The sequence below is a fragment of the Pseudomonas iranensis genome (genome assembly GCF_014268585.2).
In the GTDB taxonomy this organism is placed as follows: Bacteria; Pseudomonadota; Gammaproteobacteria; order Pseudomonadales; family Pseudomonadaceae; genus Aquipseudomonas; species Aquipseudomonas iranensis.
The window spans coordinates 5,928,785-5,951,428 of sequence record NZ_CP077092.1 but is presented as its reverse complement, the minus strand read 5'-3'; the positions used below and the strand labels follow the sequence as shown (position 1 = coordinate 5,951,428).

22 protein-coding genes are annotated in these 22,644 nt (G+C 61.3%); 16 read left to right on the top strand and 6 right to left on the bottom strand.

Annotated elements, in window-relative coordinates:
• Window positions 1-8 precede the first annotated feature (8 nt).
• Window positions 9-641, top strand: coding sequence for a 2OG-Fe(II) oxygenase (locus HU724_RS26885; protein ID WP_186569344.1), 633 nt, complete (start codon window positions 9-11; stop codon window positions 639-641).
• Between the two features lie 2 nt (window positions 642-643).
• Window positions 644-1,129 (top strand): 2-thiouracil desulfurase family protein, encoded by a 486-nt coding sequence (locus HU724_RS26880; RefSeq protein ID WP_186569343.1) that lies wholly within the window; start codon window positions 644-646, stop codon window positions 1,127-1,129.
• A 224-nt stretch (window positions 1,130-1,353) separates the two neighbouring features.
• Here the strand turns inward: HU724_RS26880 and HU724_RS26875 are convergent, their stop codons facing one another.
• Window positions 1,354-1,917 carry a transporter substrate-binding domain-containing protein gene (locus tag HU724_RS26875; protein ID WP_125925409.1) on the bottom strand — a complete coding sequence of 188 codons (564 nt, stop codon included), beginning with the start codon at window positions 1,915-1,917 and terminating at the stop codon, window positions 1,354-1,356.
• Window positions 1,918-2,052: 135 nt separating this feature from the next.
• On the opposite strand from HU724_RS26875, the gene HU724_RS26870 reads away from it, so the two are divergent.
• On the top strand, window positions 2,053-2,478 hold the full coding sequence (locus HU724_RS26870; RefSeq protein WP_024014708.1) for a DUF4399 domain-containing protein: 426 nt from the start codon (window positions 2,053-2,055) through the stop codon (window positions 2,476-2,478).
• Window positions 2,479-2,596: 118 nt separating this feature from the next.
• Here HU724_RS26870 and serA read toward each other — a convergent pair whose 3' ends face one another.
• Entirely contained in the window at window positions 2,597-3,826 is a 1,230-nt protein-coding gene (gene serA, locus HU724_RS26865) for a phosphoglycerate dehydrogenase (protein WP_024014707.1), read from the bottom strand.
• Window positions 3,827-4,031: 205 nt separating this feature from the next.
• Here serA and HU724_RS26860 point away from each other — a divergent pair, with 205 nt between their 5' ends.
• The 4 genes from HU724_RS26860 (at window position 4,032) to HU724_RS26845 (ending at window position 8,422) form a co-directional block, all read left to right on the top strand.
• Entirely contained in the window at window positions 4,032-5,426 is a 1,395-nt protein-coding gene (locus tag HU724_RS26860) for a D-2-hydroxyglutarate dehydrogenase (protein WP_129997863.1), read from the top strand.
• Window positions 5,427-5,467: 41 nt separating this feature from the next.
• Window positions 5,468-6,133 carry a fumarylacetoacetate hydrolase family protein gene (locus HU724_RS26855; RefSeq protein ID WP_024014705.1) on the top strand — a complete coding sequence of 222 codons (666 nt, stop codon included), beginning with the start codon at window positions 5,468-5,470 and terminating at the stop codon, window positions 6,131-6,133.
• A 330-nt stretch (window positions 6,134-6,463) separates the two neighbouring features.
• Window positions 6,464-7,387, top strand: a complete 924-nt coding sequence (locus HU724_RS26850; RefSeq protein WP_186569342.1) for an SdiA-regulated domain-containing protein — start codon at window positions 6,464-6,466, stop codon at window positions 7,385-7,387.
• 117 nt (window positions 7,388-7,504) lie between these two features.
• A complete protein-coding gene (locus HU724_RS26845; RefSeq protein WP_186569341.1) occupies window positions 7,505-8,422 on the top strand; it encodes an SdiA-regulated domain-containing protein in 918 nt (305 codons plus the stop codon).
• Between the two features lie 143 nt (window positions 8,423-8,565).
• Here HU724_RS26845 and rpiA read toward each other — a convergent pair whose 3' ends face one another.
• Window positions 8,566-9,240 (bottom strand): ribose-5-phosphate isomerase RpiA, encoded by a 675-nt coding sequence (rpiA, locus tag HU724_RS26840; protein WP_007913886.1) that lies wholly within the window; start codon window positions 9,238-9,240, stop codon window positions 8,566-8,568.
• Between the two features lie 317 nt (window positions 9,241-9,557).
• On the opposite strand from rpiA, the gene ilvA reads away from it, so the two are divergent.
• Window positions 9,558-11,072: a threonine ammonia-lyase, biosynthetic gene (gene ilvA, locus HU724_RS26835; RefSeq protein ID WP_071172186.1), complete on the top strand. Its 1,515-nt coding sequence runs from the start codon at window positions 9,558-9,560 to the stop codon at window positions 11,070-11,072.
• 41 nt (window positions 11,073-11,113) lie between these two features.
• Entirely contained in the window at window positions 11,114-11,527 is a 414-nt protein-coding gene (locus HU724_RS26830; protein ID WP_076564472.1) for a DUF2269 family protein, read from the top strand.
• Window positions 11,528-11,567: 40 nt separating this feature from the next.
• Here the strand turns inward: HU724_RS26830 and HU724_RS26825 are convergent, their stop codons facing one another.
• Window positions 11,568-12,224: a histidinol-phosphatase gene (locus HU724_RS26825; protein ID WP_186569340.1), complete on the bottom strand. Its 657-nt coding sequence runs from the start codon at window positions 12,222-12,224 to the stop codon at window positions 11,568-11,570.
• A gap of 143 nt (window positions 12,225-12,367) precedes the next feature.
• Here HU724_RS26825 and HU724_RS26820 point away from each other — a divergent pair, with 143 nt between their 5' ends.
• Window positions 12,368-12,847 (top strand): RNA pyrophosphohydrolase, encoded by a 480-nt coding sequence (locus tag HU724_RS26820; RefSeq protein ID WP_003229203.1) that lies wholly within the window; start codon window positions 12,368-12,370, stop codon window positions 12,845-12,847.
• 22 nt (window positions 12,848-12,869) lie between these two features.
• Window positions 12,870-15,149, top strand: a complete 2,280-nt coding sequence (gene ptsP, locus HU724_RS26815) for a phosphoenolpyruvate--protein phosphotransferase (RefSeq protein ID WP_024014698.1) — start codon at window positions 12,870-12,872, stop codon at window positions 15,147-15,149.
• Between the two features lie 121 nt (window positions 15,150-15,270).
• Here ptsP and HU724_RS26810 read toward each other — a convergent pair whose 3' ends face one another.
• Window positions 15,271-16,017, bottom strand: a complete 747-nt coding sequence (locus HU724_RS26810) for an NRDE family protein (RefSeq protein WP_186569339.1) — start codon at window positions 16,015-16,017, stop codon at window positions 15,271-15,273.
• Between the two features lie 130 nt (window positions 16,018-16,147).
• Here HU724_RS26810 and HU724_RS26805 point away from each other — a divergent pair, with 130 nt between their 5' ends.
• From HU724_RS26805 to HU724_RS26795, 3 genes are all read left to right on the top strand, one after another.
• Window positions 16,148-16,930, top strand: coding sequence for a sulfite exporter TauE/SafE family protein (locus HU724_RS26805; RefSeq protein ID WP_186569338.1), 783 nt, complete (start codon window positions 16,148-16,150; stop codon window positions 16,928-16,930).
• A 79-nt stretch (window positions 16,931-17,009) separates the two neighbouring features.
• Window positions 17,010-17,825, top strand: coding sequence for a prolipoprotein diacylglyceryl transferase (gene lgt, locus HU724_RS26800; RefSeq protein ID WP_016772683.1), 816 nt, complete (start codon window positions 17,010-17,012; stop codon window positions 17,823-17,825).
• A 50-nt stretch (window positions 17,826-17,875) separates the two neighbouring features.
• The gene (locus HU724_RS26795) at window positions 17,876-18,847 is read left to right on the top strand and encodes a thymidylate synthase (RefSeq protein WP_076564469.1); all 972 of its coding nucleotides are present in this window, start codon (window positions 17,876-17,878) and stop codon (window positions 18,845-18,847) included.
• Between the two features lie 124 nt (window positions 18,848-18,971).
• On the opposite strand, the gene cadR is transcribed toward HU724_RS26795, so the two are convergent.
• Window positions 18,972-19,421, bottom strand: coding sequence for a Cd(II)/Pb(II)-responsive transcriptional regulator (cadR, locus tag HU724_RS26790; protein ID WP_016772685.1), 450 nt, complete (start codon window positions 19,419-19,421; stop codon window positions 18,972-18,974).
• Window positions 19,422-19,505: 84 nt separating this feature from the next.
• Between cadR and HU724_RS26785 the strand changes: the two genes are divergently transcribed.
• Together HU724_RS26785 and HU724_RS26780 are read left to right on the top strand one after the other, a co-directional pair.
• A complete protein-coding gene (locus tag HU724_RS26785) occupies window positions 19,506-21,761 on the top strand; it encodes a heavy metal translocating P-type ATPase (protein ID WP_186569337.1) in 2,256 nt (751 codons plus the stop codon).
• A 15-nt stretch (window positions 21,762-21,776) separates the two neighbouring features.
• The gene (locus HU724_RS26780) at window positions 21,777-22,640 is read left to right on the top strand and encodes a LysR family transcriptional regulator (RefSeq protein WP_122698648.1); all 864 of its coding nucleotides are present in this window, start codon (window positions 21,777-21,779) and stop codon (window positions 22,638-22,640) included.
• Window positions 22,641-22,644: the final 4 nt, after the last annotated feature.

Below are 22,644 nucleotides of genomic sequence, written 5' to 3'. Positions count from 1 at the left end.
GGCATACTATGCGCGCCATGCCGATATCCTCTGAACACCCGCTGCTGTTACGCATTGTCGACGACCTGGCCGAAAACGGCTGGTCGCAGCAGAACATCTTCCTGCCCGCCGATCTGACCCGGTCGCTGGCGGCCGAGTGCCGTAAACGTGAAGCCGAGGGTGAGCTGGCGCCGGCAGCGGTCGGTCGCGGGCCGTTTTCGGAGATTCGCGAAGGTATTCGCGGCGATCACATCCAGTGGATCGACCCAGGTCAGGCCGACGCCACTGACCGTTACCTGAGCCTGATGGACAGTCTGCGCGAGGCACTCAATCGTGGCTTGTTTCTGGGGCTTGAGGATTTCGAATGCCATTTCGCCCTGTACCCGCCCGGCGCGTTTTACCTCAAGCACGTTGATCGCTTTCGCGATGATGACCGGCGCATGGTCTCGGCGGTGATCTATCTCAACGAGGCCTGGTTGCCGGAGGACGGTGGCCAGTTGCGCATGTACCTGGGCGAGGAACGCGTGCATGACGTACAGCCGACCGGCGGCTGTCTGGTGGTGTTTCTCTCCGGCGAAGTGCCCCACGAAGTGTTGCCGGCCCATCGCGAGCGCCTGTCGCTGACTGGCTGGTTCCGTCGCCGTGGCAACGAGCCGTTCTGAACATGGAAAAGATCCTGGTCAGTCGCTGCCTGCTGGGCCATCGCGTGCGCTATGACGGTGGCGCGAGCGGGCCGTTTGATCTGCTTGAGCAGTGGATCGAAGAAGGGCGCGTGGTGCCGTTGTGTCCTGAGGTGGCCGGTGGATTGCCGACGCCGCGGGCGGCGGCTGAGATTCCTGGCGGGCAGGGCGGTGAGGTGCTGGATGGCATTGCTGCTGTGATCACTACCGATGGCGAGGATGTCAGCGCGCAGTTTCTCGAGGGTGCACGGCAAGCGCTGAAACTGGTGCAAAAGCACGGCATTCGGGTGGCGGTGCTCAAGGCCAACAGTCCGTCTTGCGGGAATCTGCTGACGTATGACGGCTCCTTCAGTGGGGTTAAAGTCAGTGGCGAAGGGGTGACGGCGGCGTTGCTCAAGCGCCATGGGGTTCGGGTTTTCAGTGAGCTTGAGCTGGCTGAGGCGGCGGTGACTCTGGCGGCTTTGGACTGATCAGCCATCGTTGCCCTCACCCCAGCCCTCTCCCGGGGGGAGAGGGGGCCGACCGAGGTGTCTGGCGCTGTCCATCGACCTGAAAGACCTTGGCGACCAGGGATTCGACAAAGCCATGATCAGTCGATTTCGGATTCGGTATAGCAATCCCAAGTCGGCGTACCTCTAAAGCATCCCCGGATCAGTTCCCTCTCCCTCCGGGAGAGGGTTAGGGTGAGGGACTCTTACGGTTTCAACCACTTCTCGGACAACGCCGCCAACCGCCCATCCGCCTTGATCCGTTCCAGCGCGCTCTTGAGGCTGGCCTGAAACGCCGGATTACCCTTCTGAAACGGTATCGCCAATTCCACCGGCGCTGCCGCTTTCGGCTTCGCTTCGGTCAACGCCTGCACCAGCACCATCGGCCGCGGCGTCTCGTCCTTCTTCGCCAACAATTGCCCATCAACCTCGCCGTACGGCTCGCTGAAGTCGAAACGATCCTTGAGTTCGGGTGTCAGTGCTATGTGGTTGAGCGCGACGTCGTACTTGCCGCTTTCAACGCCCTGGAGCAGGTCGCCCTCGTCGGTGACGATGAAGTCGGCGCGTACATCCAGCTCCTGGGCCAGAAGTTGCCCAAGCTCGACCTCGAACCCCGTGAGGGTGTCGCCTTCCTTGTAATTGAAGGGCGGTGTATTAGCCTCAAGGGCTATGCGCAGCTCGCCACGGTCGTTGACGTCATCAATCAGTTCGGCGTGAGCCAGCGGGCTCAGAAGGGGTAGCAGGCAGATCAGGCCAGGCAGCAGGCGCATGGTCACTCCTTTGAAATCATTATCGCGACGCTCTGATTCAGGCTCGCTTTGCTATGGTTGTCGAGTGCCTTCGACAACGAATGGTCATGAAGTTGTCATGGCCGTGCGGATTTTACGGAAAAACTGGAGAAGAAAATGAAAAGCTTTTTGTCACGTGCAGCGTTGGCCGGTGTGCTGATGGGTGTTTCGGTGCTGGCCAGTGCGGCGACACCGGCGCCGAAGGATGCTGAAGTGTTCATCGTTTCTCCCGAGGACGGCGCTACCGTCTCGCAGGAATTCAAGGTCAAGTTCGGCGTCAAGAACATCGCGCTGGCCCCGGCGGGTGACACCACCAAGAACACTGGCCACCATCACCTGCTGATCGACGTCGATGATTTGCCGGCCGAAGGCGCGCCGATCCCGACTGACGCCCACCACATGCATTTCGGCAAGGCGCAGACCGAAGCCACGATCAAACTGGCCCCGGGCAAACACACCTTGCAACTGATCCTCGGCGACAGCGGCCACATGCCGTTCGACCCATCGATCGTTTCGGAAAAAATCACCGTAAACGTGAAATAAAAAAAGGGAGCCTCTCGGGGCTCCCTTTTTTATTCAGCTTCAAGTGGCTGGCTGCAAGCGGCAAGTAAAGGCAAAGCGCTTTCACTTGCCGCTTGTAACTTGCGGCTTGTAGCTGCTTTTAGAAAAGCACCCGGCTACGGATAGTACCGTTGACGTGTTGCAGCTTCTCTTGCGCAAGCTCCGAGTATTCGGCGTCGACGTCGATCACCACGTAGCCAACCTTCTCGTTGGTCTGCAGGAACTGACCGGAGATGTTGATGCCGTTTTCGGCGAAGACCTTGTTGATCTCGCTCATCACACCCGGGATGTTCTCGTGGATGTGCAGCAGGCGGTGCTTGCCAGGGTGAGCCGGCAGGGCCACTTCCGGGAAGTTGACCGACGACACCGAAGTACCGTTGTCGCTGTACTTGACCAGTTTTTCCGCCACTTCCAGACCGATGTTGGCTTGCGCTTCGGCGGTCGAGCCACCGATGTGCGGGGTCAGGATCACGTTGTCGAGGCCACGCAGCGGGCTTTCGAACTCTTCGTCGTTGGAGCGGGGCTCCACCGGGAACACGTCGATGGCCGCGCCGATCAGGTGCTTGTCCTTGATCGCGTCCGCCAGGGCGTCGAGCTCGACCACGGTGCCCCGTGCAGCGTTGATCAGGATGCCGCCCTTCTTGATGGCGCGGATTTCCTTCTCGCCGATCATCCACTGAGTGGCGGCGGTTTCCGGTACGTGCAGGGTGACGATGTCGGACATGCCCAGCAGCTCGTGCAGGTTGTTGACCTGCGTAGCGTTGCCCAGTGGCAGCTTGGTCACGGTGTCATAGAAGAACACTTGCATGCCCAAGCCTTCAGCCAGCACCGACAGCTGCGTGCCGATCGAGCCGTAGCCGACGATGCCCAGCTTCTTGCCACGGATCTCGAACGAGTTGGCGGCGGACTTGATCCAGCCACCACGGTGGCAGGAGGCATTTTTCTCAGGGATGCCGCGCAGCAGCAGGATCGCTTCGGCCAGTACCAGTTCCGCTACGGAGCGGGTGTTGGAGTACGGCGCGTTGAACACGGCGATACCGCGCTCGCGGGCCGCACTGAGGTCAACCTGGTTGGTGCCGATGCAGAAACAGCCGACCGCGACCAGTTTCTTCGCGTGATCGAAGATCTCTTCGGTCAGTTGCGTGCGCGAGCGAATGCCGATGAAGTGAGCGTCAGCGATCTTTTCCTTGAGCTGGGCTTCCGGCAAGGAACCAGTCAGGTATTCGATGCTGGTGTAGCCCGCCGCCTTGAGGACGTCGACAGCCGATTGGTGGACGCCTTCGAGAAGAAGGAACTTGATCTTGCTCTTATCGAGAGAAGTCTTGCTCATCTGCGTAAACCTGTATCCCGGAGAAAAATGGCAGGGAGGGAGCAGCCTGGAGCTGACCCGCACGGCAACAAAGCCGTCACCGCGGATCTGGCCTTGGGCACTGTCCTGCGGGGTCGGTATGCTAGCATAGCCACCCCGCTAAACACTCATTCCTGCGACGTGAAGCGTTCTCAGGATGACCATGAATTGTTCGAGAGTTCTGTCGATGACCAATCCTGCGCTGATTGATGAACTGAAGACCCTGGTTGAGCCTGGCAAAGTCCTCACCGACGCCGACTCCCTGAACACTTACGGCAAGGATTGGACCAAGCACTTCGCCCCGGCGCCGAGCGCCATCGTGTTTCCCAAGACCATCGAGCAAGTCCAGGCCGTGGTGCGTTGGGCCAACACTCACAAGGTCGCGCTGGTGCCGTCCGGCGGGCGCACCGGGTTGTCCGCCGCTGCGGTGGCGGCCAATGGCGAAGTGGTGGTTTCGTTCGATTACATGAACCAGATTCTCGACGTCAACCTCACCGACCGCACCGCCGTGTGCCAGCCGGGCGTGGTCACGGAACATCTGCAAAACGTCGCCGAGGAAAACGGCCTGTACTATCCGGTCGACTTCGCCTCGGCGGGTTCCAGCCAGGTTGGCGGCAATATCGGCACCAATGCCGGCGGGATCAAAGTGATTCGCTACGGCATGACCCGCAACTGGGTGGCCGGCATGAAGGTCGTCACCGGCAAGGGCGACGTGCTCGAACTGAACAAGGACCTGATCAAGAACGCCACCGGTTACGACCTGCGTCAGCTGTTCATCGGCGCCGAAGGTACGCTCGGTTTCGTCGTCGAAGCGACCATGCGCCTTGATCGCGCGCCGAAAAACCTCACGGCCATGGTGCTCGGCACCGCCGATTTCGATTCGATCATGCCGGTGCTGCACGCCTTCCAGGGCAAGCTCGACCTGACCGCTTTCGAATTCTTCTCCGACAAGGCCCTGGCCAAGGTCATGGGCCGCGGCGACGTGCCAGCGCCGTTCGAGACCGAGTGCCCGTTCTACGCCCTGCTGGAATTCGAAGCGACCACCGAAGAAGTGGCCAACAGCGCGCTGGAAACCTTCGAACACTGCGTCGAGCAGGGCTGGGTGCTCGACGGCGTGATGAGTCAGAGCGAAACCCAACTGCACAACTTGTGGAAGCTGCGCGAGTACATCTCCGAAACCATTTCCCACTGGACGCCGTACAAGAACGACATCTCGGTTACCGTCTCGAAAGTGCCGGCGTTCCTGCGCGAAATCGACGCGATCGTTGGCGAGCACTACCCGGATTTCGAAATCGTCTGGTTCGGCCACATTGGCGACGGCAATCTGCACCTGAACATCCTCAAGCCGGAAAACCTGAGCAAGGACGAGTTCTTCGCCAAGTGCGCCACCGTCAACAAGTGGGTGTTTGAAACCGTCGAGAAGTACAACGGCTCGATCTCGGCCGAGCACGGCGTCGGTATGACCAAGCGTGATTACCTGACCTACAGCCGCTCGCCGGCCGAAATCGAGTACATGAAAGCGGTCAAGGCAGTGTTCGACCCGAACGGCATCATGAACCCGGGCAAGATTTTCCCGGTTTGATCGGTAATCTCTGTTGAATCAATAAAGGCAGGAGTCGGTAAATGAGCTATCAGCACCAGTACGTCGACGGCACGCGCATTCACTTCCCGATCGGGAAAGTCGTGTGCATTGGCCGCAATTACGCCGAGCACGCCAAGGAACTGGACAACCCGGTGCCGACCGAGCCGCTGCTGTTCATCAAGCCGGGCAGTTGCGTGGTGCCGCTGGAAGGCGGCTTCAGCATTCCGACCGAGCGCGGTTCGGTGCACTACGAAGCGGAAATCGCCGTGTTGATCGGCAAGCCGCTGTCGACCAAACCAAGCCGTGAAGAAGTCCTCGATGCGATCTCCGGCTTCGCCCCGGCGCTGGACCTGACCCTGCGCGACAAGCAGGCTGAACTGAAAGCCAAGGGCCTGCCGTGGGAAATCGCCAAGTCGTTCGACGGCGCGGCGGTGATCGCGCCGTTTGTGGTCGGCAGCACCTTCGCTGACCTGACCGACATCGGCATCCGCCTGACCATCAACGGCGAAGTGCGCCAGGACGGCAACAGCAGCGCGATGCTCAACCCGATCGTGCCGATGATCCAGCACATGGCCGGCTGCTTCTCGTTGCAGGCCGGCGACGTGATCCTCACGGGCACGCCAGTGGGCGTCGGCCCGCTGAACGTCGGCGATGAAATCGTCCTCGAACTGCCGGGGGCGAGCAGCTTCAGCAGCAGCGTGCGCTAACCGCAGAACCCCTTGTAGGGGGGTGAGCTTTGTGGTGAGGGGATTTAGCGAAACGTCGCACCGCCCCGTTGGCGCGCGAAGCGGGCCCCTCTTGATCTTAAAGAGGGGCCTGCTGCGCAGTCCAACGGGGCGGTGCGACGTTTCGCTGAATCCCCTCGCCACAAGGGCCATTCCATATCTGTAATGTGTTGCTGCTGGCAAATGCACACGCCAATCCCGCCATTTCCCGTTTTTTTCACATCCTCTCTGGATAATTCCCGCGATTCTGGCGTCTCAGCCGGCCTCTTTGTGCTATTACCCTTGGCCTGAATTAACGGAACGCATCCCTCGATGGCATCTCCAGCTCAGCAAAAAACCACCCTCCGATCCCGCTTCGTCCTGCGCTGGTATGTCTGGCTGTTGCTGGTCATCGCGGCGGCCTATGGGCTGGCGTTCGCCATGCATTGGGATGATCGCGGCGTGCTATGGGTGCTGGAGCGCTTCGAGAGCAAGGCCGAGCAGAAGGAGAGCGTCTGGCTGCCGGATTATCAGGTGGTGATCGATGCCAAGCCGCTGCCGGGCATGGAAAAGGACGAAGCTTCGGATCTGGCCTACAACCCGCAGACCAGGACCCTGTTTGCGGTGATGGGCAAGAATGCCTTCCTGGTCGAGCTGACGCTTCAGGGCGACGTGTTGCGCAAGATGCCGTTGGTGGGCTGGAGCAATCCGGAAGGCTTGACGGTCATGGAAAACGGTTTGCTGGCCATTGTCGATGAGCGTGAGCATACGTTGTCGATCGTTAAGGTCGATGCCGCGACTCGTGAGCTGAACATCGCCGATTTCCCCAAATACGACCTCGGGCCGTCGAAAGATCAGAACAAGGCTTTTGAGGCCATCACGTGGGATCCGCGCAACCAGCGACTTATTCTGGGGGAGGAACGCCCACCGGCGCTGTTCACCTGGAAAAGCGACGGCAGCCAGACCCTGCAGGGCGCCAAGCAGAAACTGGCCAGCGATCAGCTGGATCTGCGCAACCTGTCGGCGCTGGCTGTCGATCCGCGCACTGGCCATCTGCTGGTGTTGTCCGCCGATTCGCACCTTTTGCTGGAACTGGACGAGAACGGCGAGCAAGTCAGCTTCATGACCCTGCTTGGCAATTTCAACGGTCTGAAAGACACCATCCCCCGCGCCGAAGGCATGACCATGGATGAGGAAGGCACGCTGTACATGGTCAGCGAACCGAACCTGTTCTACCGATTCGAAAAACATCGGTAACTTTCCCTACAGCAATTGCGGAATTGCGCAGTTGTCGTGCGAGGCAAGTGGCCATTAAGCTTCAATTCAGACGGGCGTGATATTTCATCGGCCTGTCATGAATCCGAGCCTGCCTGAATGCGTCGACTTGCCCGCCCCAAACCGCTGATTCTCGTCCTGTTGATGATTGTCCTGATCGCGTTGATCGCGATCGGCCAATACCTGCGCCTGTTCGAGCGCGCCTGGTTCAACCTGCACACGCTGTGGGAACCGGTGAGCAGCGAGGCGATCGGCCTGGATCAATATCGGGTGACCATCGAAGCGCGACCGATCGACGGGCTCGACGATGACGTCTCGGCGCTGACCTACGATCCGGTGCGTAAAAGCCTGTTCACCGTGACCAACAAGAATTCCGAACTGGTCGAATTGTCCCTGGAAGGCAAGATTCTGCGGCGCATCGCTCTGGTGGGGTTTGGCGATCCGGAAGCCGTCGAGTACATCAGCGCCGACACCTACGTGATCACCGACGAGCGTCAGCAACGGCTGATCAAGATCCACCTCGAGGCCGACACCACTTTTCTCGATGCCGAGGATGCCGAGCAAATGACCCTCGGCGTGCACATGTCCGGCAACAAGGGTTTCGAAGGGCTGGCTTACGATTCAGTGGGCAAGCGGCTGTTCGTGGCGAAAGAACGCGACCCGATGCTGATCTACGAGGTCCACGGTTTTCCGCACTTCAAACCGGACAAGACCTACGCGGTGCACGTGATCAACAACCCCAAGCGCGATGCCGGGATGTTCGTGCGTGATCTGTCGAGTCTGCAGTACGACGAACGCAGCGGGCACTTGCTGGCACTGTCGGACGAGTCGCGGTTGATTATCGAGCTGGATGTCGACGGGCGCCCCTTGAGCACCATGTCGATCAGCGGCGGGCGTCAGGGTTTGCAGAAAACCGTGCCGCAGGCGGAGGGAATTGCGATGGATGATGACGGCACGTTGTACCTGGTGAGCGAGCCGAATCTGTTCTACGTCTTCAAGAAGCCCACACAAAACTGACCAACACCACAAAACACTGTGGGAGCGAGCCTGCTCGCGAAGGCGGTTGGTCAGTCTCTGAATATGTTGACTGACCCGACGCTTTCGCGAGCAGGCTCGCTCCCACAGGTTTATTTATCAGCCCAAGGCAAGTGGGCAGTCTGTTACTCAGCCTTCAGGGTTTTCACGCCTTCACTGGTGCCCAGCAACAACAGATCCGCCGGGCGCGCGGCGAACAGGCCGTTGGTGACCACGCCGACGATGGCATTGATCTGCGCTTCCAGCTCCACCGGGTTGGTGATCTGCAGGTTGAACACGTCGAGGATGATGTTGCCGTTGTCGGTCAATACGCCTTCGCGGTAGACCGGGTCGCCACCGAGTTTGACCAGTTGGCGGGCAACGTGGCTGCGGGCCATCGGGATCACTTCCACCGGCAGCGGGAACTCGCCGAGTACCGGCACCAGTTTGCTGGCGTCGGCGATGCAGATGAAGGTCTTGGCCACGGCGGCGACAATCTTCTCGCGGGTCAGGGCGGCGCCGCCGCCCTTGATCAGGTTCAGGTGCGCATCGCTTTCATCGGCGCCGTCGACGTAGAACTCCAGATCGCTGACGGTATTCAGCTCATACACCGGAATCCCATGGCCCTTGAGGCGCGCGGCGGTGGCTTCGGAGCTGGCAACGGCGCCATCGAACGCGCCCTTGTGCTGGGCCAGTGCATCGATGAAGCAGTTGGCGGTGGAGCCGGTGCCGACGCCGACGATGCTCTTGTCGTCGAGTTTCGGCAGGATGAAGTCGACAGCGGCCTGGGCCACGGCCTGTTTGAGTTGATCCTGGGTCATGCGGGCTCCGGAAGCGGGCAAGGGTTGGGCAGAAAGGCCGGCATTATAGGCCTCGCGGTGGTAGAGGGGGAAACAAGCTGTGGTGAGGGGATTTATCCCCGTTCGGCGACGCAGTCGTCGTAAACCCAGGAACGCTGGTGTAACTGAAAAAATGCAGGGGAGCGCTTCGCACTCCAGCGGGGATAAATCCCCTCGCCACGACAGTGCTCACTCAAGAATGGGTTTCCAGACCTTAAAACCACCTGTTTAGTGTGGTCGCCTCGGCAAAAGGCGGGTTAGACTCGCTGGTCCCGCCCAATCGCCAGTGATGCTTTCCGATGCTCGAACAGTACGTCAAAAAGATCCTCACCTCGCGCGTTTATGACGTTGCCGTAGAAACCCCGCTGCAGAACGCTCGCCAGCTCTCCGAGCGGCTGGGCAACGACATCTGGCTCAAGCGTGAAGACTTGCAGCCGGTGTTCTCGTTCAAGATTCGCGGCGCCTACAACAAGCTGACGCAACTGAGCGACGAAGAGCGCGCTCGTGGCGTGGTCACCGCGTCGGCGGGCAATCATGCGCAGGGGCTGGCCCTGGCGGCGAAAGTGTTGGGCGTCAAAGCCACCATCGTCATGCCCAAGACCACCCCGGAAATCAAGGTCGAAGGCGTGCGTTCGCGCGGCGGCAAAGTGGTGCTGCACGGTGACTCGTTTCCGGAAGCGCTGGCCTACTCGCTGAAACTGGTCGATGAAAAAGGCTACGTCTACATCCACCCGTACGACGATCCGCACACCATTGCCGGGCAGGGCACCGTGGCGATGGAAATCCTGCGTCAGCACCCGCAGCCGCTGGATGCGATTTTCGTCCCGGTCGGCGGTGGTGGTCTGATCGCCGGGATCGCGGCCTACGTGAAATACCTGCGTCCGGACATCAAGGTGATCGGCGTCGAACCGGACGATTCCAACTGCCTGCAAGCCGCGATGGCAGCGGGCGAGCGCGTGGTTCTGCCGACTGTCGGCATATTCGCCGACGGCGTGGCGGTGGCGCAGATCGGCCAGTACACCTTCGAAATCTGCAAGGATTACGTCGATGAAGTGATTACTGTCAGCACCGACGAGATCTGCGCAGCAATCAAGGATATCTACGACGATACCCGCTCGATCACCGAGCCTGCCGGCGCGCTGGGCGTGGCCGGGATCAAGAAGTATGTTGAGCAGCGTGGCGTCAGCGGCCAGACTTTCGTCGCCATCGACTCCGGCGCCAACGTCAATTTTGACCGCCTGCGCCACGTCGCCGAGCGCGCCGAACTGGGCGAAGGTCGCGAGGCGATCATCGCCGTGACCATCCCGGAAAAGGCCGGCAGCTTCAAGGCGTTCTGCGAAGCCATCGGCAAGCGCCAGATCACCGAATTCAACTATCGCTACAACACCGGCAGCGAAGCACACATCTTTGTTGGCGTGCAGACCCACCCGGACAACGATCCGCGCAGCGCCTTGCTGGCGAGCCTGACCGAGCAGGGCTTCCCGGTTATCGACCTGACCGACAACGAACTGGCCAAGCTGCACATCCGCCACATGGTCGGCGGCCGCGCGGCGCAGGTGGTCGATGAAGTGGTGCTGCGCTTTGAATTCCCGGAGCGCCCGGGCGCGCTGTTCAACTTCCTCAACAAGCTCGGCGGGCGCTGGAATATCTCGATGTTCCACTACCGCAACCACGGCGCAGCGGACGGCCGCGTGGTCGCCGGCCTGCAAGTGCCCCATGACGAACGTCATCTGGTGCCGGCGGCACTGGCGGAAATCGGCTACCCGTATTGGGATGAAAGCGACAACCCGGCCTATCAGCTGTTTCTTGGCTGAGCGGCTACGCTGATGGGCATGGATCTACGGAAGAGAACGACATGGAAACCCTGACCACCCTGAAAGTCCTTCACGTCGCGGCGACCGTGGTCATCCTCGCGAGCGGGCTGGGGCTCGCCGCTCTGACCTGGCGTAATCGCAGCGAAGGCCCGGCCAGTACGATGCGCCGTCCGTGGCTGTTTATCTGGTGTCTGATGCTGATCGGCATGCTCAGCATGCCTTTCACCGGCTGGTGGCTGGTGCACCTGGTTGGCTGGCCATTGGGCCAGTTGTGGATTCTGGGGTCCAGCGTGATCTACGCCGTGGCCACGTTCAGTGCGGTCTGGCTGCTGGTCCGGCTGGATCGGCTGTGGACAAGCGGGGTGGGCAATCGCAAGTTCAATCTGGCCCTGGCGATTGTCAGCGGCGTCGGATTTGTCGCCATAGCGGCGTTGATGGGGGCCAAGCCGGTTTAAGGCTGGAGACCTTATCGCCTCCATTCGCGAGCAGGCTATATCAGCCGCGCAACGAAATCACCGGCCAGCCACGCTTCTCGGCTTCGGCCCGCAGATTCGGATCAGGATCCACCGCTACCGGATTTGCCACCTGCTCCAGCAGCGGCAGATCATTCATCGAATCGCTATAGAAATAGCTGTCCTCAAGCGAATGCCCGGTCTCTTCCAGCCAACGATTCAGGCGCGTGACCTTGCCTTCACGGAAACACGGAATGTCGGTGCTGCGCCCGCTGTAGCGGCCGTCGATCATTTCGCATTCGGTGGCAATCAGGGTTTCCACGCCCAGGCGCACAGCGATCGGCGCGGTGACGAAACGGTTGGTGGCGGTGATGATCACCAGTTTGTCGCCGGCATCGCGGTGCTTCTTCAGCAGCTCCAGTGCCTTGGGCAGCACGATCGGCTCGATGCAGTCGCGCATGTAATCGCTGTGCCAGGCATTGAGTACGGCCATTTCGGTGCGGCCGAGAATTTCCAGGCAGAAGTTCAGGTAGGCAGCATTGTCGAGCTTGCCGGCCAGGTAATCCTGATAGAACTCGTCGTTGCGCGCCTTGTAGGCGATCGGGTCGAGGAAGCCGCGCTCGCACAGATAATCGCCCCAAGCGTGATCGCTGTCGCCGCCCAGAAGGGTGTTGTCCAAATCGAATAAAGCCAGGCGCATTGCAGTTACCCGCTGAAAAGTCAGTAAAAAGGCGACAAGAATACGGTCTTTTCACAAGAGTGCACATAAGGTAGGAACCTTCGTTGCCGCCTGATCAAGCTTTGTGGAACAATGCGGCGACATGCGTTTGCGAGGTTGTTGCCGTGATCGACCCCGATGGTTTCCGCCCCAATGTCGGGATCATTCTGACGAATGACGCCGGCCAGGTGCTATGGGCTCGCCGTATCAATCAGGACGCCTGGCAGTTTCCGCAAGGGGGGATCAACCCCGAGGAGACGCCGGAAGACGCCTTGTACCGCGAGCTGAACGAAGAAGTTGGCCTGGAACGTGAAGATGTTGAAATACTGGCCTGTACCCGAGGCTGGTTGCGCTATCGTTTGCCGCAACGCCTGGTGCGTACCCACAGCCAACCGCTGTGCATCGGCCAGAAACAGAAATGGTTTCTCCTGCGCCTGATCTCCAACGAGCAGCGGGTGCGGATGGATCTGACCGGTAAACCGGAGTTCGATGGCTGGCGCTGGGTCAGCTATTGGTATCCGTTGGGCCAGGTGGTGACATTCAAGCGCGAGGTGTATCGACGCGCTCTCAAAGAGCTTGCCCCGCGCCTTTTAGCGCGCGACTGACGACGGAGTTCGACCCCGAGCCATGCTCAATACGCTGCGCAAGATCGTCCAGGAAGTTAACTCCGCCAAGGATCTCAAGGCGGCGTTGGGGATTATTGTGTTGCGCGTCAAAGAGGCCATGGGCAGCCAGGTCTGCTCGGTCTACCTGCTTGATCCGGAAACCAATCGCTTCGTCCTGATGGCCACCGAGGGCTTGAACAAGCGCTCGATCGGCAAGGTCAGCATGGCCCCCAACGAGGGGCTGGTCGGTCTGGTCGGCACGCGTGAAGAACCCCTGAACCTGGAAAACGCTTCGGTTCACCCGCGCTATCGCTACTTCGCCGAAACCGGTGAAGAGCGTTACGCTTCGTTCCTCGGTGCACCGATCATCCACCACCGCCGCGTCGTCGGCGTGTTGGTCATCCAGCAGAAAGAACGCCGCCAGTTCGACGAAGGTGAAGAAGCCTTCCTCGTGACCATGAGCGCGCAGCTCGCCGGCGTAATCGCCCACGCCGAGGCCACCGGTTCGATCCGTGGTCTGGGCCGGCAGGGCAAGGGCATTCAGGAAGCCAAGTTCGTCGGCGTGCCGGGTTCGCCCGGTGCGGCCGTCGGTACCGCCGTGGTCATGCTACCGCCGGCGGACCTGGACGTGGTGCCGGACAAGACCATCACCGACATCAACGCCGAGCTGGCGCTGTTCAAGACTGCCATCGAAGGCGTGCGCGCCGACATGCGCGCCTTGTCCGCCAAACTTGCGACCCAGTTGCGCCCGGAAGAGCGCGCGTTGTTCGACGTCTACCTGATGATGCTCGACGATGCCTCGCTGGGCAGCGAAATCACCACCGTGATCAAGACGGGGCAGTGGGCTCAGGGCGCGCTGCGTCAGGTGGTCACTGAGCACGTCAACCGTTTCGAACTGATGGACGACGCCTACCTGCGCGAGCGCGCCTCGGACGTCAAAGACCTTGGCCGCCGCCTGCTCGCCTATCTGCAGGAAGAGCGCCAGCAGAACCTGGTCTACCCGGAAAAAACCATTCTGGTCAGCGAAGAGCTGACGCCGGCAATGCTCGGCGAGGTGCCGGAAGGCACGCTGGTCGGTCTGGTCTCGGTACTCGGTTCGGGTAACTCCCACGTCGCGATTCTCGCCCGAGCCATGGGCATTCCGACGGTGATGGGCCTGGTCGATCTGCCGTACGCCAAGGTCGACGGCATCGAAATGATCGTCGACGGTACCCGTGGCGAGGTCTACACCAACCCCAGCGAAGTACTGCGCAAGCAGTTCGCCGAAGTCGTCGAAGAAGAGAAACAGCTGGCGCTGGGCCTCGACACCCTGCGCGACCTGCCGTGCGTGACCCTCGATGGCCACCGCATGCCACTGTGGGTCAATACCGGCCTGCTCGCCGATGTGGCGCGGGCGCAGAAGCGTGGCGCTGAAGGGGTCGGTCTGTACCGCACCGAAGTGCCGTTCATGATCAACCAGCGCTTCCCGAGCGAGAAGGAACAGCTGGCGATCTACCGCGAACAGCTCGCCGCGTTCCACCCGCAACCGGTGACCATGCGCAGCCTCGACATCGGTGGTGACAAGTCGCTGTCGTACTTTCCGATCAAGGAAGACAACCCGTTCCTCGGCTGGCGCGGTATCCGCGTCACCCTCGACCACCCGGAAATCTTCCTCGTGCAGACGCGCGCGATGCTCAAGGCCAGCGAAGGCCTGAACAACCTGCGGATTCTGCTGCCGATGATCTCCGGCACTCACGAACTCGAAGAGGCCCTGCACCTGATCCACCGTGCCTGGGGCGAAGTGCGCGACGAAGGCACCGACGTGCCGATGCCGCCGATCGGCGTGATGATCGAAATCCCGGCAGCGGTGTACCAGACGAAGGAACTGGCGCGGATGGTCGACTTCCTCTCCGTTGGCTCCAACGACCTGACCCAGTATCTGCTGGCGGTAGACCGCAACAACCCGCGCGTCGCCGACCTCTACGACTATCTGCACCCGGCGGTGCTGCAAGCTCTGCAAACCGTCGTCACTGACGCCCATGCCGAAGGCAAGCCGGTGAGCATCTGCGGCGAGATGGCTGGTGATCCGGCGGCGGCGGTGCTGTTGATGGCGATGGGTTTCGACAGCCTGTCGATGAACGCCACCAACCTGCCGAAGGTGAAGTGGATGTTGCGTCAGGTGAACCTGAGCAAGGCGCAGGAGATGCTGGCGGAATTGATGAAGATCGATAACCCGCAGGTTATCCACAGCTCGCTGCAACTGGCGCTGAAGAATCTCGGGTTGGCGAAGATGAATTCGCCGGTGGTGACCAAGGCTCTCTAAAAGGCTGATGCCCTCTTCGCCGGAACGCCGCCCGGAGCAGGCTCGCTCCCACAGGGATTCGTATCGATCACGAACCCATGTGGGAGCGAGCCTGCTCGCGAAGGCGCCAGTTCAGGCACCGCTAAACCACAATCTCCACCTCGCCGAGATGCCCGCCATACGGCCCAAAGCTGCGCTCTACCATCCGCCGCGTTCCGTCCGCCTGCACAACCAACGCTGTACTCGCTCGCGTGCCATAACTCTGGCTGGCAATAAACACGCTCGACAGCAACGACTCCGTCGCCATGCCTACCCCGGTATCCGGCAACTCCGCCTCGGGTGCGGTCTGCGCATCGCTCAGCAAGGCCAGCAAGCGCTCAGGCTGCGGATCGTCCAGCACCGCGCTCAACGCAGCCTTGGCCTTGAGCAGTTTCGGCCACGGCGTATCCAGCCCCGCGTTGGATAACCCATAAACCCCAGGCTGCAACATCACCGGCTCCGACGCCCGTGCATTGAAATGCCACAACTCATGGGCATTGCCCAGCAGCAGATTGAATCCGGCATATTCGGCGGCACGATTCACCACATCGCTCAAATAATCATCAATCGACAGATCGCCAGCAAGAAAGCGCGCCACCAGCTCGCCCCGGGATTTGGTCGCCGGTGGCTGCTGCGGATCGCGGATATTGGTCAGTGCGGCGAAGCGTCCGTTGGCGCCGATCCCCAGCCAAGTGCCGCCGGCTTCAAGATCGCGCCCGGCATGCACCTGCGACGCCTCGGGCCACGGCGCCAATGGCAGGCTGGGGCGGGCGTAGAACTCGTCGCGGTTGGCCGCGACGATCAGCGGCTGGGCATGGCCCGGGCGCCAGGCGAAAACGATCAGGCACATAAGGTGGTCCTTGTGTGTTTTTTGCCCACTCTACGCATCCGGCGTCCGTGCATCCATCGCCAGTGGAGCAGAAGGCTGCGCATCCGTTAACATGCCGCTCCTGTTTTGCCGATGCGTGCTGGAGACGGTCATGGAATTTCTGCTCTACCTGGCGCTCGGCGCCTGTGCGGGCGTGCTCGCCGGGCTGTTTGGCGTCGGCGGCGGGATCATCATCGTCCCGGTGCTGGTGTTCAGCTTCACCCTGCAGGGCTTCGATCAGTCGATTCTTACGCACCTGGCGGTGGGCACGTCGCTGGCGACGATCATATTCACCTCGGTCAACGCCGTGCGTGAACATCACCGCCGTGGCGCGGTGCGCTGGGCGATTTTTCGCTGGATGACCGTGGGCATTCTGCTCGGCGCCGGTTTCGGTGCGCTGACCGCAGAAGCCATCTCCGGACCGAACCTGCAAAAGATTATCGGCGTGTTCGCTCTGGTGATCGCCGTGCAACTGGCGCTGGATGTCAAACCCAAGGCCAGCCGAACGGTGCCGGGCAAACTCGGTCTGACCGCTGCCGGTACGGTGATTGGCTGGGCCTCGGCGATTTTCGGCATTGGTGGCGGCTCGCTGACCGTGCCGTTTCTGACCTGGCGCAGCGTGCCGATGCAGCAGGCGGTGGCGACCTCGTCGGCCTGTGGCTTGCCGATCGCTCTGGCCAGTGCAGCAAGTTTCATGGTTCTGGGGTGGCACGATCCGTTGTTGCCGGCCCATAGTCTCGGTTTTGTGTATTTGCCGGCATTGTTGGGCATCGCCCTGACCAGCATGGTCTTCGCCCGGCTCGGCGCGCGTCTGGCACACAGGTTGTCGCCGCGCTTGCTGAAAAGGCTGTTCGCCGCTTTGCTGTTCTGCGTGGGTTTGAGCTTTCTGCTCTGACCGCGTGGCAATCCTGGCTTAATCCTGAGGTGGCAGCGTCGCCCGGGAATTTCGCTTTCAACTCTAACAAGGAGTCGCAATGCTGCCTTACCCGCAGATCGACCCGGTGGCCCTGGCCATCGGTCCGCTGAAAATCCACTGGTACGGTCTGATGTACCTGATCGGCATCGGCGGCGCGTGGCTGTTGGCGTCGCGCCGGCTCAACCGCTTCGACCCGACCTGGACCAAGGAGAAACTCTCCGATCTGGTGTTCTGGCTATCGATGGGCGTGATCGTCGGCGGCCGTCTGGGTTACGTGCTGTTCTATGACCTGAGCGCGTACCTGGCCAACCCGACGCTGATTTTCGAAGTGTGGAAGGGCGGCATGTCGTTCCACGGTGGCTTCATCGGCGTGATGCTCGCGGCCCTGTGGTTCGGCAAGCGCAATGGCAAGTCGTTCTTCCAGCTGATGGACTTCGTCGCGCCGATGGTGCCGATCGGCCTGGGCGCCGGGCGCATCGGCAACTTCATCAACGCTGAGTTGTGGGGCAAGGCCACCGACGTGCCATGGGCGATGGTGTTCCCGCCGTTCAGCGATCCGGCGCAGTTGCCGCGTCACCCGTCGCAGCTGTACCAGTTCGCCCTCGAAGGCGTGGCGCTGTTCCTGATCCTGTGGATCTTCTCGCGCAAACCGCGTCCGACCATGGCGGTCTCGGGCATGTTCGCGCTGTTCTACGGCATTTTCCGTTTCATCGTCGAGTTCGTCCGCGTGCCTGACGCGCAGTTGGGCTATCTGGCGTGGAACTGGCTGACCATGGGTCAGGTGCTCTGCGTGCCGATGATTGTCGGCGGGCTGTTGCTGATCTGGCTGGCCTATCGTCGCGCCCCGGCAGCGCCGCTCGCGCCGACGGCTTAAACTACGAACCCCGGCGCGAGACGCCGGGGCTCCAAGGACACAGGTAACTCATGAAGCAATATCTCGAACTGGTCTCGCACGTCATTCAGAACGGCACCAAGCAGGCCAACCGCACCGGTATCAACACCATCAGTTTCCCGGGAGCGATGCTGCGTTTCGATCTGCAGGAAGGTTTCCCGGCGATCACCACGCGCAAAATGGCTTTCAAATCGGCCATCGGCGAGATGTGCGGCTTTCTGCGTGGCGTCAACAACGCCGCTGAATTCCGCGCGCTGGGCTGCAAGGTCTGGGACCAGAACGCCAACGAAAACGCGCAATGGCTGGCCAACCCGTTCCGTCAGGGCGACGACGATCTCGGTGAAATCTACGGCGTGCAATGGCGCAAGTGGCCGGCGTACAAGCAGATCCCGCTGAGCAACACTGCTGCCATCGAACAGACCCTGAGCAACGGCTACAAGCAGATCGCTCAGGGCGAAGAAGACGGCCAGGCCTACGTCGTGCTGTACAAGGCGATCGATCAGGTACGCCAGTGCGTCGACACGATCATCAAGGATCCGGGCAGCCGGCGCATTCTGTTCCACGGCTGGAACGTCGCCCAGCTCGATGAAATGGCCCTGCCGCCATGCCATCTGCTGTACCAGTTCCACCCGAACGTCGAGACCAAAGAGATTTCTCTAACTCTCTACATCCGCTCCAACGATCTAGGGCTGGGCACACCGTTCAACCTCACCGAAGGCGCCGCGCTGCTGAGCCTGATCGGTCGCCTGACCGGTTACACGCCGCGCTGGTTCACCTATTTCATCGGCGATGCGCACGTCTACGAGAACCACCTGGACATGCTCAACGAACAGCTCAAGCGCGAGCCGTTCGCCATGCCGAAACTGAAGATCTCTGATCGCGTGCCGGAGTTTGCCAAGACTGGCGTTTATCAGCCGGAATGGCTGGAATTGGTCGAGCCGAGCGATTTCTCGCTGGAAGGCTATGAGCACCATCCGCCGATGACCGCGCCGATGGCGGTCTGACGGGCAGTACATAAACCTGTGGGAGCGAGCCTGCTCGCGAAGAGGGCGTGTCAGTCATAGCTGGGTCGACTGATACACCGCTTTCGCGAGCAGGCTCGCTCCCACATTTGCTTTTGCGGTGTGCTTAGTGGCCGTGGCTACGGCCGACGTGGGAATGCTCAACTTCGGTCGCCACAACCCCGCCACTCACTTCCAGCCGCTGCAAGATCCCGCATTGATCTGCCTCCGGCCCTTCGCCACAGCGTTGGCGCAGGTCGAGCAGTTGTGTCTGCAACGCCAATAACCCATCAATTCGCGCCTTCACGTGCTGAATATGTTCGTCGATCAGCGCATTGACGCTCTCGCACTGATCCTGCGGGCTGTCGCGCAGGGCGAGGAGGCTGCGGATTTCTTCGAGGGTCATGTCGAGGGTGCGGCAGTTGCGGATGAAGGTCAGGCGCTCGGCGTGGGCCTGGGTGTAGACGCGGTAGTTGCCATCGCTGCGCGCCGGTTCCGGCAGGAGGTTTTCGCGCTCGTAGTAGCGGATGGTTTCCACCGCACAGTCGGTGAGTTTCGCCAGTTCGCCGATCTTCATGACGGCCATCTCCAACAGGGTGCTTGACCCTATAGTGGCTACAGGGTCTTTACTTGGCAACAGGCACCTTCATGGACGCGACCAATGAGCGATTCCCTGCACACCCACAAGCCCGGCGACGGTCACGATCACAGTCATAAATTGCAGCCCGTGCATAAACATGCGCATGGCGGCGATGCCTGCTGCTCGTCAAAAGCCGCCGCACCTGCGCGGGTGCAATTGAGCGAAAAGACCAGCGCCGACGCGCGCCTGAGCAGCTTCCGCATCGAGGCGATGGACTGCCCGACCGAGCAGACGCTGATCCAGAACAAGCTCGGCAAACTGGCCGGCGTGCAGCAGCTGGAATTCAACCTGATCAACCGCGTGCTTGGAGTGACCCATAATCTGCCGGGCACCGAGCCGATTACCGAGGCGATCAAATCCCTCGGCATGCACGCCGAGCCGCTGGAGGCGGGGGTCGATGCGCCGGCCCCGGCTGCGGTGAAAAAACACTGGTGGCCACTGGCGCTGTCCGGCCTGACCGCGCTGGGCGCCGAAGTCATCCACTTCACCAGCGCTGCCCCCGACTGGGTGGTGGCGATTGTTGCGCTGGTGTCGATCCTCAGCGGCGGCCTCGGCACCTATAAAAAGGGCTGGATCGCCCTGAAGAACCGCAACCTCAACATCAATGCGCTGATGAGCATTGCGGTGACTGGCGCGATCCTCATCGGCCAGTGGCCGGAAGCGGCGATGGTGATGTTCCTCTTCACCGTCGCCGAGTTGATCGAAGCACGCTCGCTGGACCGAGCGCGCAACGCAATCAGCGGCTTGATGCAGATGACGCCGGAGCAGGCGACGGTCTTGCAGGCTGACGGCAACTGGCGCGAACAAGAGGTGAAAAGCGTCGATCTCGGCGCGCGCGTGCGGGTAAAACCCGGCGAGCGCATCGCCCTGGACGGCGCGGTGGTCAGCGGCAGCTCGACCATCGACCAGGCGCCGATCACCGGCGAAAGCCTGCCGGTGGAAAAAACCGTCGGCGACAAAGTCTTCGCTGGCACCATCAATCAGGCCGGCTCGCTGGAATACACGGTGACCGCTGCGGCGAACAACTCGACCCTGGCGCGAATCATTCACGCCGTCGAACAGGCCCAGGGCGCGCGGGCACCGACGCAGCGTTTCGTTGACCAATTCTCGAAAATCTACACCCCGGCGGTATTCGTCTTCGCCTTGGCCGTGGCGATCATCCCGCCGTTGTTCATGGGCGCGGCGTGGTTCGACTGGATCTACCGCGCGCTGGTGCTGCTGGTGGTGGCCTGTCCGTGCGCACTGGTGATTTCCACCCCGGTGACCATCGTCAGCGGCCTCGCGGCGGCGGCGCGCAAGGGCATTCTGGTCAAGGGCGGCGTGTACCTGGAGGGCGGTTTCAAGCTCGATTATCTGGCGCTGGACAAGACCGGCACGATCACCCACGGCAAACCGGTGCAGACCGATTACCTCTCACTCGACCCGACGGCCGATGCCAGCGCACCGGCAATTGCCGCCGCGCTGGCCGGGCGCTCCGATCACCCGGTGTCGCTGGCGATTGCCAATGCCGCTGTGGATAAAAACTTCGCCGCGCTAACTGTGGATAACTTCGCCGCGCTGGGCGGGCGCGGTGTTAAAGGTGACATCAACGGCCAGACTTATCACTTGGGCAACCATCGTCTGGTCGAAGAGCTCGGCCTGTGCTCACTGCAACTGGAAGAGAAGCTGTTCGCGCTGGAAAAGCAGGGCAAATCCGTGGTGCTGCTGCTCGACAGCTCAGGCCCACTGGCACTGTTCGCCGTGGCCGACACGGTCAAGGAAACCAGCCGCGAAGCGATTCGTCAGTTGCATGAGCTTGGGGTGAAAACCCTGATGCTGACCGGCGACAACTTCCACACCGCCCAGGCGATTGCCGCTCAGGTCGGCATCGACGAGGCGCGCGGCGACTTACTGCCGACCGACAAGCTGCAAGCCATTGAAGATCTGTACAAGCAGGGCCACCGGGTCGGCATGGTCGGCGACGGCATCAACGATGCCCCGGCATTGGCCCGCGCCGAGATCGGTTTTGCCATGGCCGCTGCCGGCACCGACACGGCGATCGAAACCGCCGATGTCGCCCTGATGGACGACGATCTGCGCAAGATCCCCGCATTCATCAGCCTGTCGCGCAACACCGCGAGCATCCTCAAACAGAACATCGCACTGGCGCTGGTGATCAAGGCGATCTTTCTTGCGGTAACCTTCGCCGGGCTCGCCACCATGTGGATGGCGGTGTTTGCCGATATGGGCGTGAGCCTGCTGGTCGTGTTCAACGGTTTGCGCCTGTTGCGCAAATAACAATGAGGGATGGTTGTGCTGAGTGCCGAGCTGAAAGCGTTTTACATGGTCGCCCGCCTGGGCAGCATCACGCTGGCGGCGAAAAAGCTCGGCCTCAGCCAACCGACCGTGACCACGCAGATCCGCAATCTGGAGAGTCAGTATTCGGTGGAACTGTTCTACCGTGGCGGGCGCCGTTTAAGCGTCAGTGACGAAGGCGCGCGGCTGCTGCCGATGGTCAAGACCCTGTTGCAGCAAGAGGCGGACATCGAGTTCTTCCTGCGCAACAGCGGTCAGGTGCAGGGCACGCTGCGTATTGCCGCGACGGCGCCGTATTACATCCTCGATCTGGTAAAAACCTTCCGCGAGCGTTTGCCGCAGGTGGAAGTGTCGGTGGAAATCGGCAACTCGCAGCAGGTCCTGGAAGCGCTGGAGGATTACCGCGTGGATGTCGCGGCATCGTCGCAGTTGCTTGATGACACGCGGTTGATTCGCCGGGTGCTCGGAACCGATCCGCTGGTGCTGGCGGTGCATCGCAATCATCCGTTGGCGGCGCAGGAACATGTGACGCTGAACGCGCTGGCCGGGCATACGTTGTTGATGCGCGAACCGGGTTCGACCACGCGGCGCTTGACCGAAGAGTTGCTGGCCAGCGCCGGAGTGAGCTTCGGCCCGCTGCTGGAGATCGGCAGCCGCGAGTCGATCCGCGAGGCGGTGCTGCGCAATATCGGCATCAGCATCATCGCCCGGCAGGAGGTGCCGCATGATCCGCAGTTGCGCGTGCTGACCATCGAGAATGCGCCGCAGATTCCGGAGTATCTGTATTGCCTGAAGGAAAGAAAGGGCGCGAGGTTGCCGGCGGCGTTTCTCGGCTTGGCCCAGGAAATGTCCCCGGCCTGAGATC

Bases quoted from the DNA above. Each gene is read 5' to 3' on its own strand.
- HU724_RS26885 (WP_186569344.1), top strand. From the start codon at position 9: ATGCGCGCCATGCCGATATCCTCTGAACACCCGCTGCTGTTACGCATT.
- HU724_RS26880 (WP_186569343.1), top strand. From the start codon at position 644: ATGGAAAAGATCCTGGTCAGTCGCTGCCTGCTGGGCCATCGCGTGCGC.
- HU724_RS26875 (WP_125925409.1), bottom strand. From the start codon at position 1,917: ATGCGCCTGCTGCCTGGCCTGATCTGCCTGCTACCCCTTCTGAGCCCG.
- HU724_RS26870 (WP_024014708.1), top strand. From the start codon at position 2,053: ATGAAAAGCTTTTTGTCACGTGCAGCGTTGGCCGGTGTGCTGATGGGT.
- serA (WP_024014707.1), bottom strand. From the start codon at position 3,826: ATGAGCAAGACTTCTCTCGATAAGAGCAAGATCAAGTTCCTTCTTCTC.
- HU724_RS26860 (WP_129997863.1), top strand. From the start codon at position 4,032: ATGACCAATCCTGCGCTGATTGATGAACTGAAGACCCTGGTTGAGCCT.
- HU724_RS26855 (WP_024014705.1), top strand. From the start codon at position 5,468: ATGAGCTATCAGCACCAGTACGTCGACGGCACGCGCATTCACTTCCCG.
- HU724_RS26850 (WP_186569342.1), top strand. From the start codon at position 6,464: ATGGCATCTCCAGCTCAGCAAAAAACCACCCTCCGATCCCGCTTCGTC.
- HU724_RS26845 (WP_186569341.1), top strand. From the start codon at position 7,505: ATGCGTCGACTTGCCCGCCCCAAACCGCTGATTCTCGTCCTGTTGATG.
- rpiA (WP_007913886.1), bottom strand. From the start codon at position 9,240: ATGACCCAGGATCAACTCAAACAGGCCGTGGCCCAGGCCGCTGTCGAC.
- ilvA (WP_071172186.1), top strand. From the start codon at position 9,558: ATGCTCGAACAGTACGTCAAAAAGATCCTCACCTCGCGCGTTTATGAC.
- HU724_RS26830 (WP_076564472.1), top strand. From the start codon at position 11,114: ATGGAAACCCTGACCACCCTGAAAGTCCTTCACGTCGCGGCGACCGTG.
- HU724_RS26825 (WP_186569340.1), bottom strand. From the start codon at position 12,224: ATGCGCCTGGCTTTATTCGATTTGGACAACACCCTTCTGGGCGGCGAC.
- ptsP (WP_024014698.1), top strand. From the start codon at position 12,870: ATGCTCAATACGCTGCGCAAGATCGTCCAGGAAGTTAACTCCGCCAAG.
- HU724_RS26810 (WP_186569339.1), bottom strand. From the start codon at position 16,017: ATGTGCCTGATCGTTTTCGCCTGGCGCCCGGGCCATGCCCAGCCGCTG.
- HU724_RS26805 (WP_186569338.1), top strand. From the start codon at position 16,148: ATGGAATTTCTGCTCTACCTGGCGCTCGGCGCCTGTGCGGGCGTGCTC.
- lgt (WP_016772683.1), top strand. From the start codon at position 17,010: ATGCTGCCTTACCCGCAGATCGACCCGGTGGCCCTGGCCATCGGTCCG.
- HU724_RS26795 (WP_076564469.1), top strand. From the start codon at position 17,876: ATGAAGCAATATCTCGAACTGGTCTCGCACGTCATTCAGAACGGCACC.
- cadR (WP_016772685.1), bottom strand. From the start codon at position 19,421: ATGAAGATCGGCGAACTGGCGAAACTCACCGACTGTGCGGTGGAAACC.
- HU724_RS26785 (WP_186569337.1), top strand. From the start codon at position 19,506: ATGAGCGATTCCCTGCACACCCACAAGCCCGGCGACGGTCACGATCAC.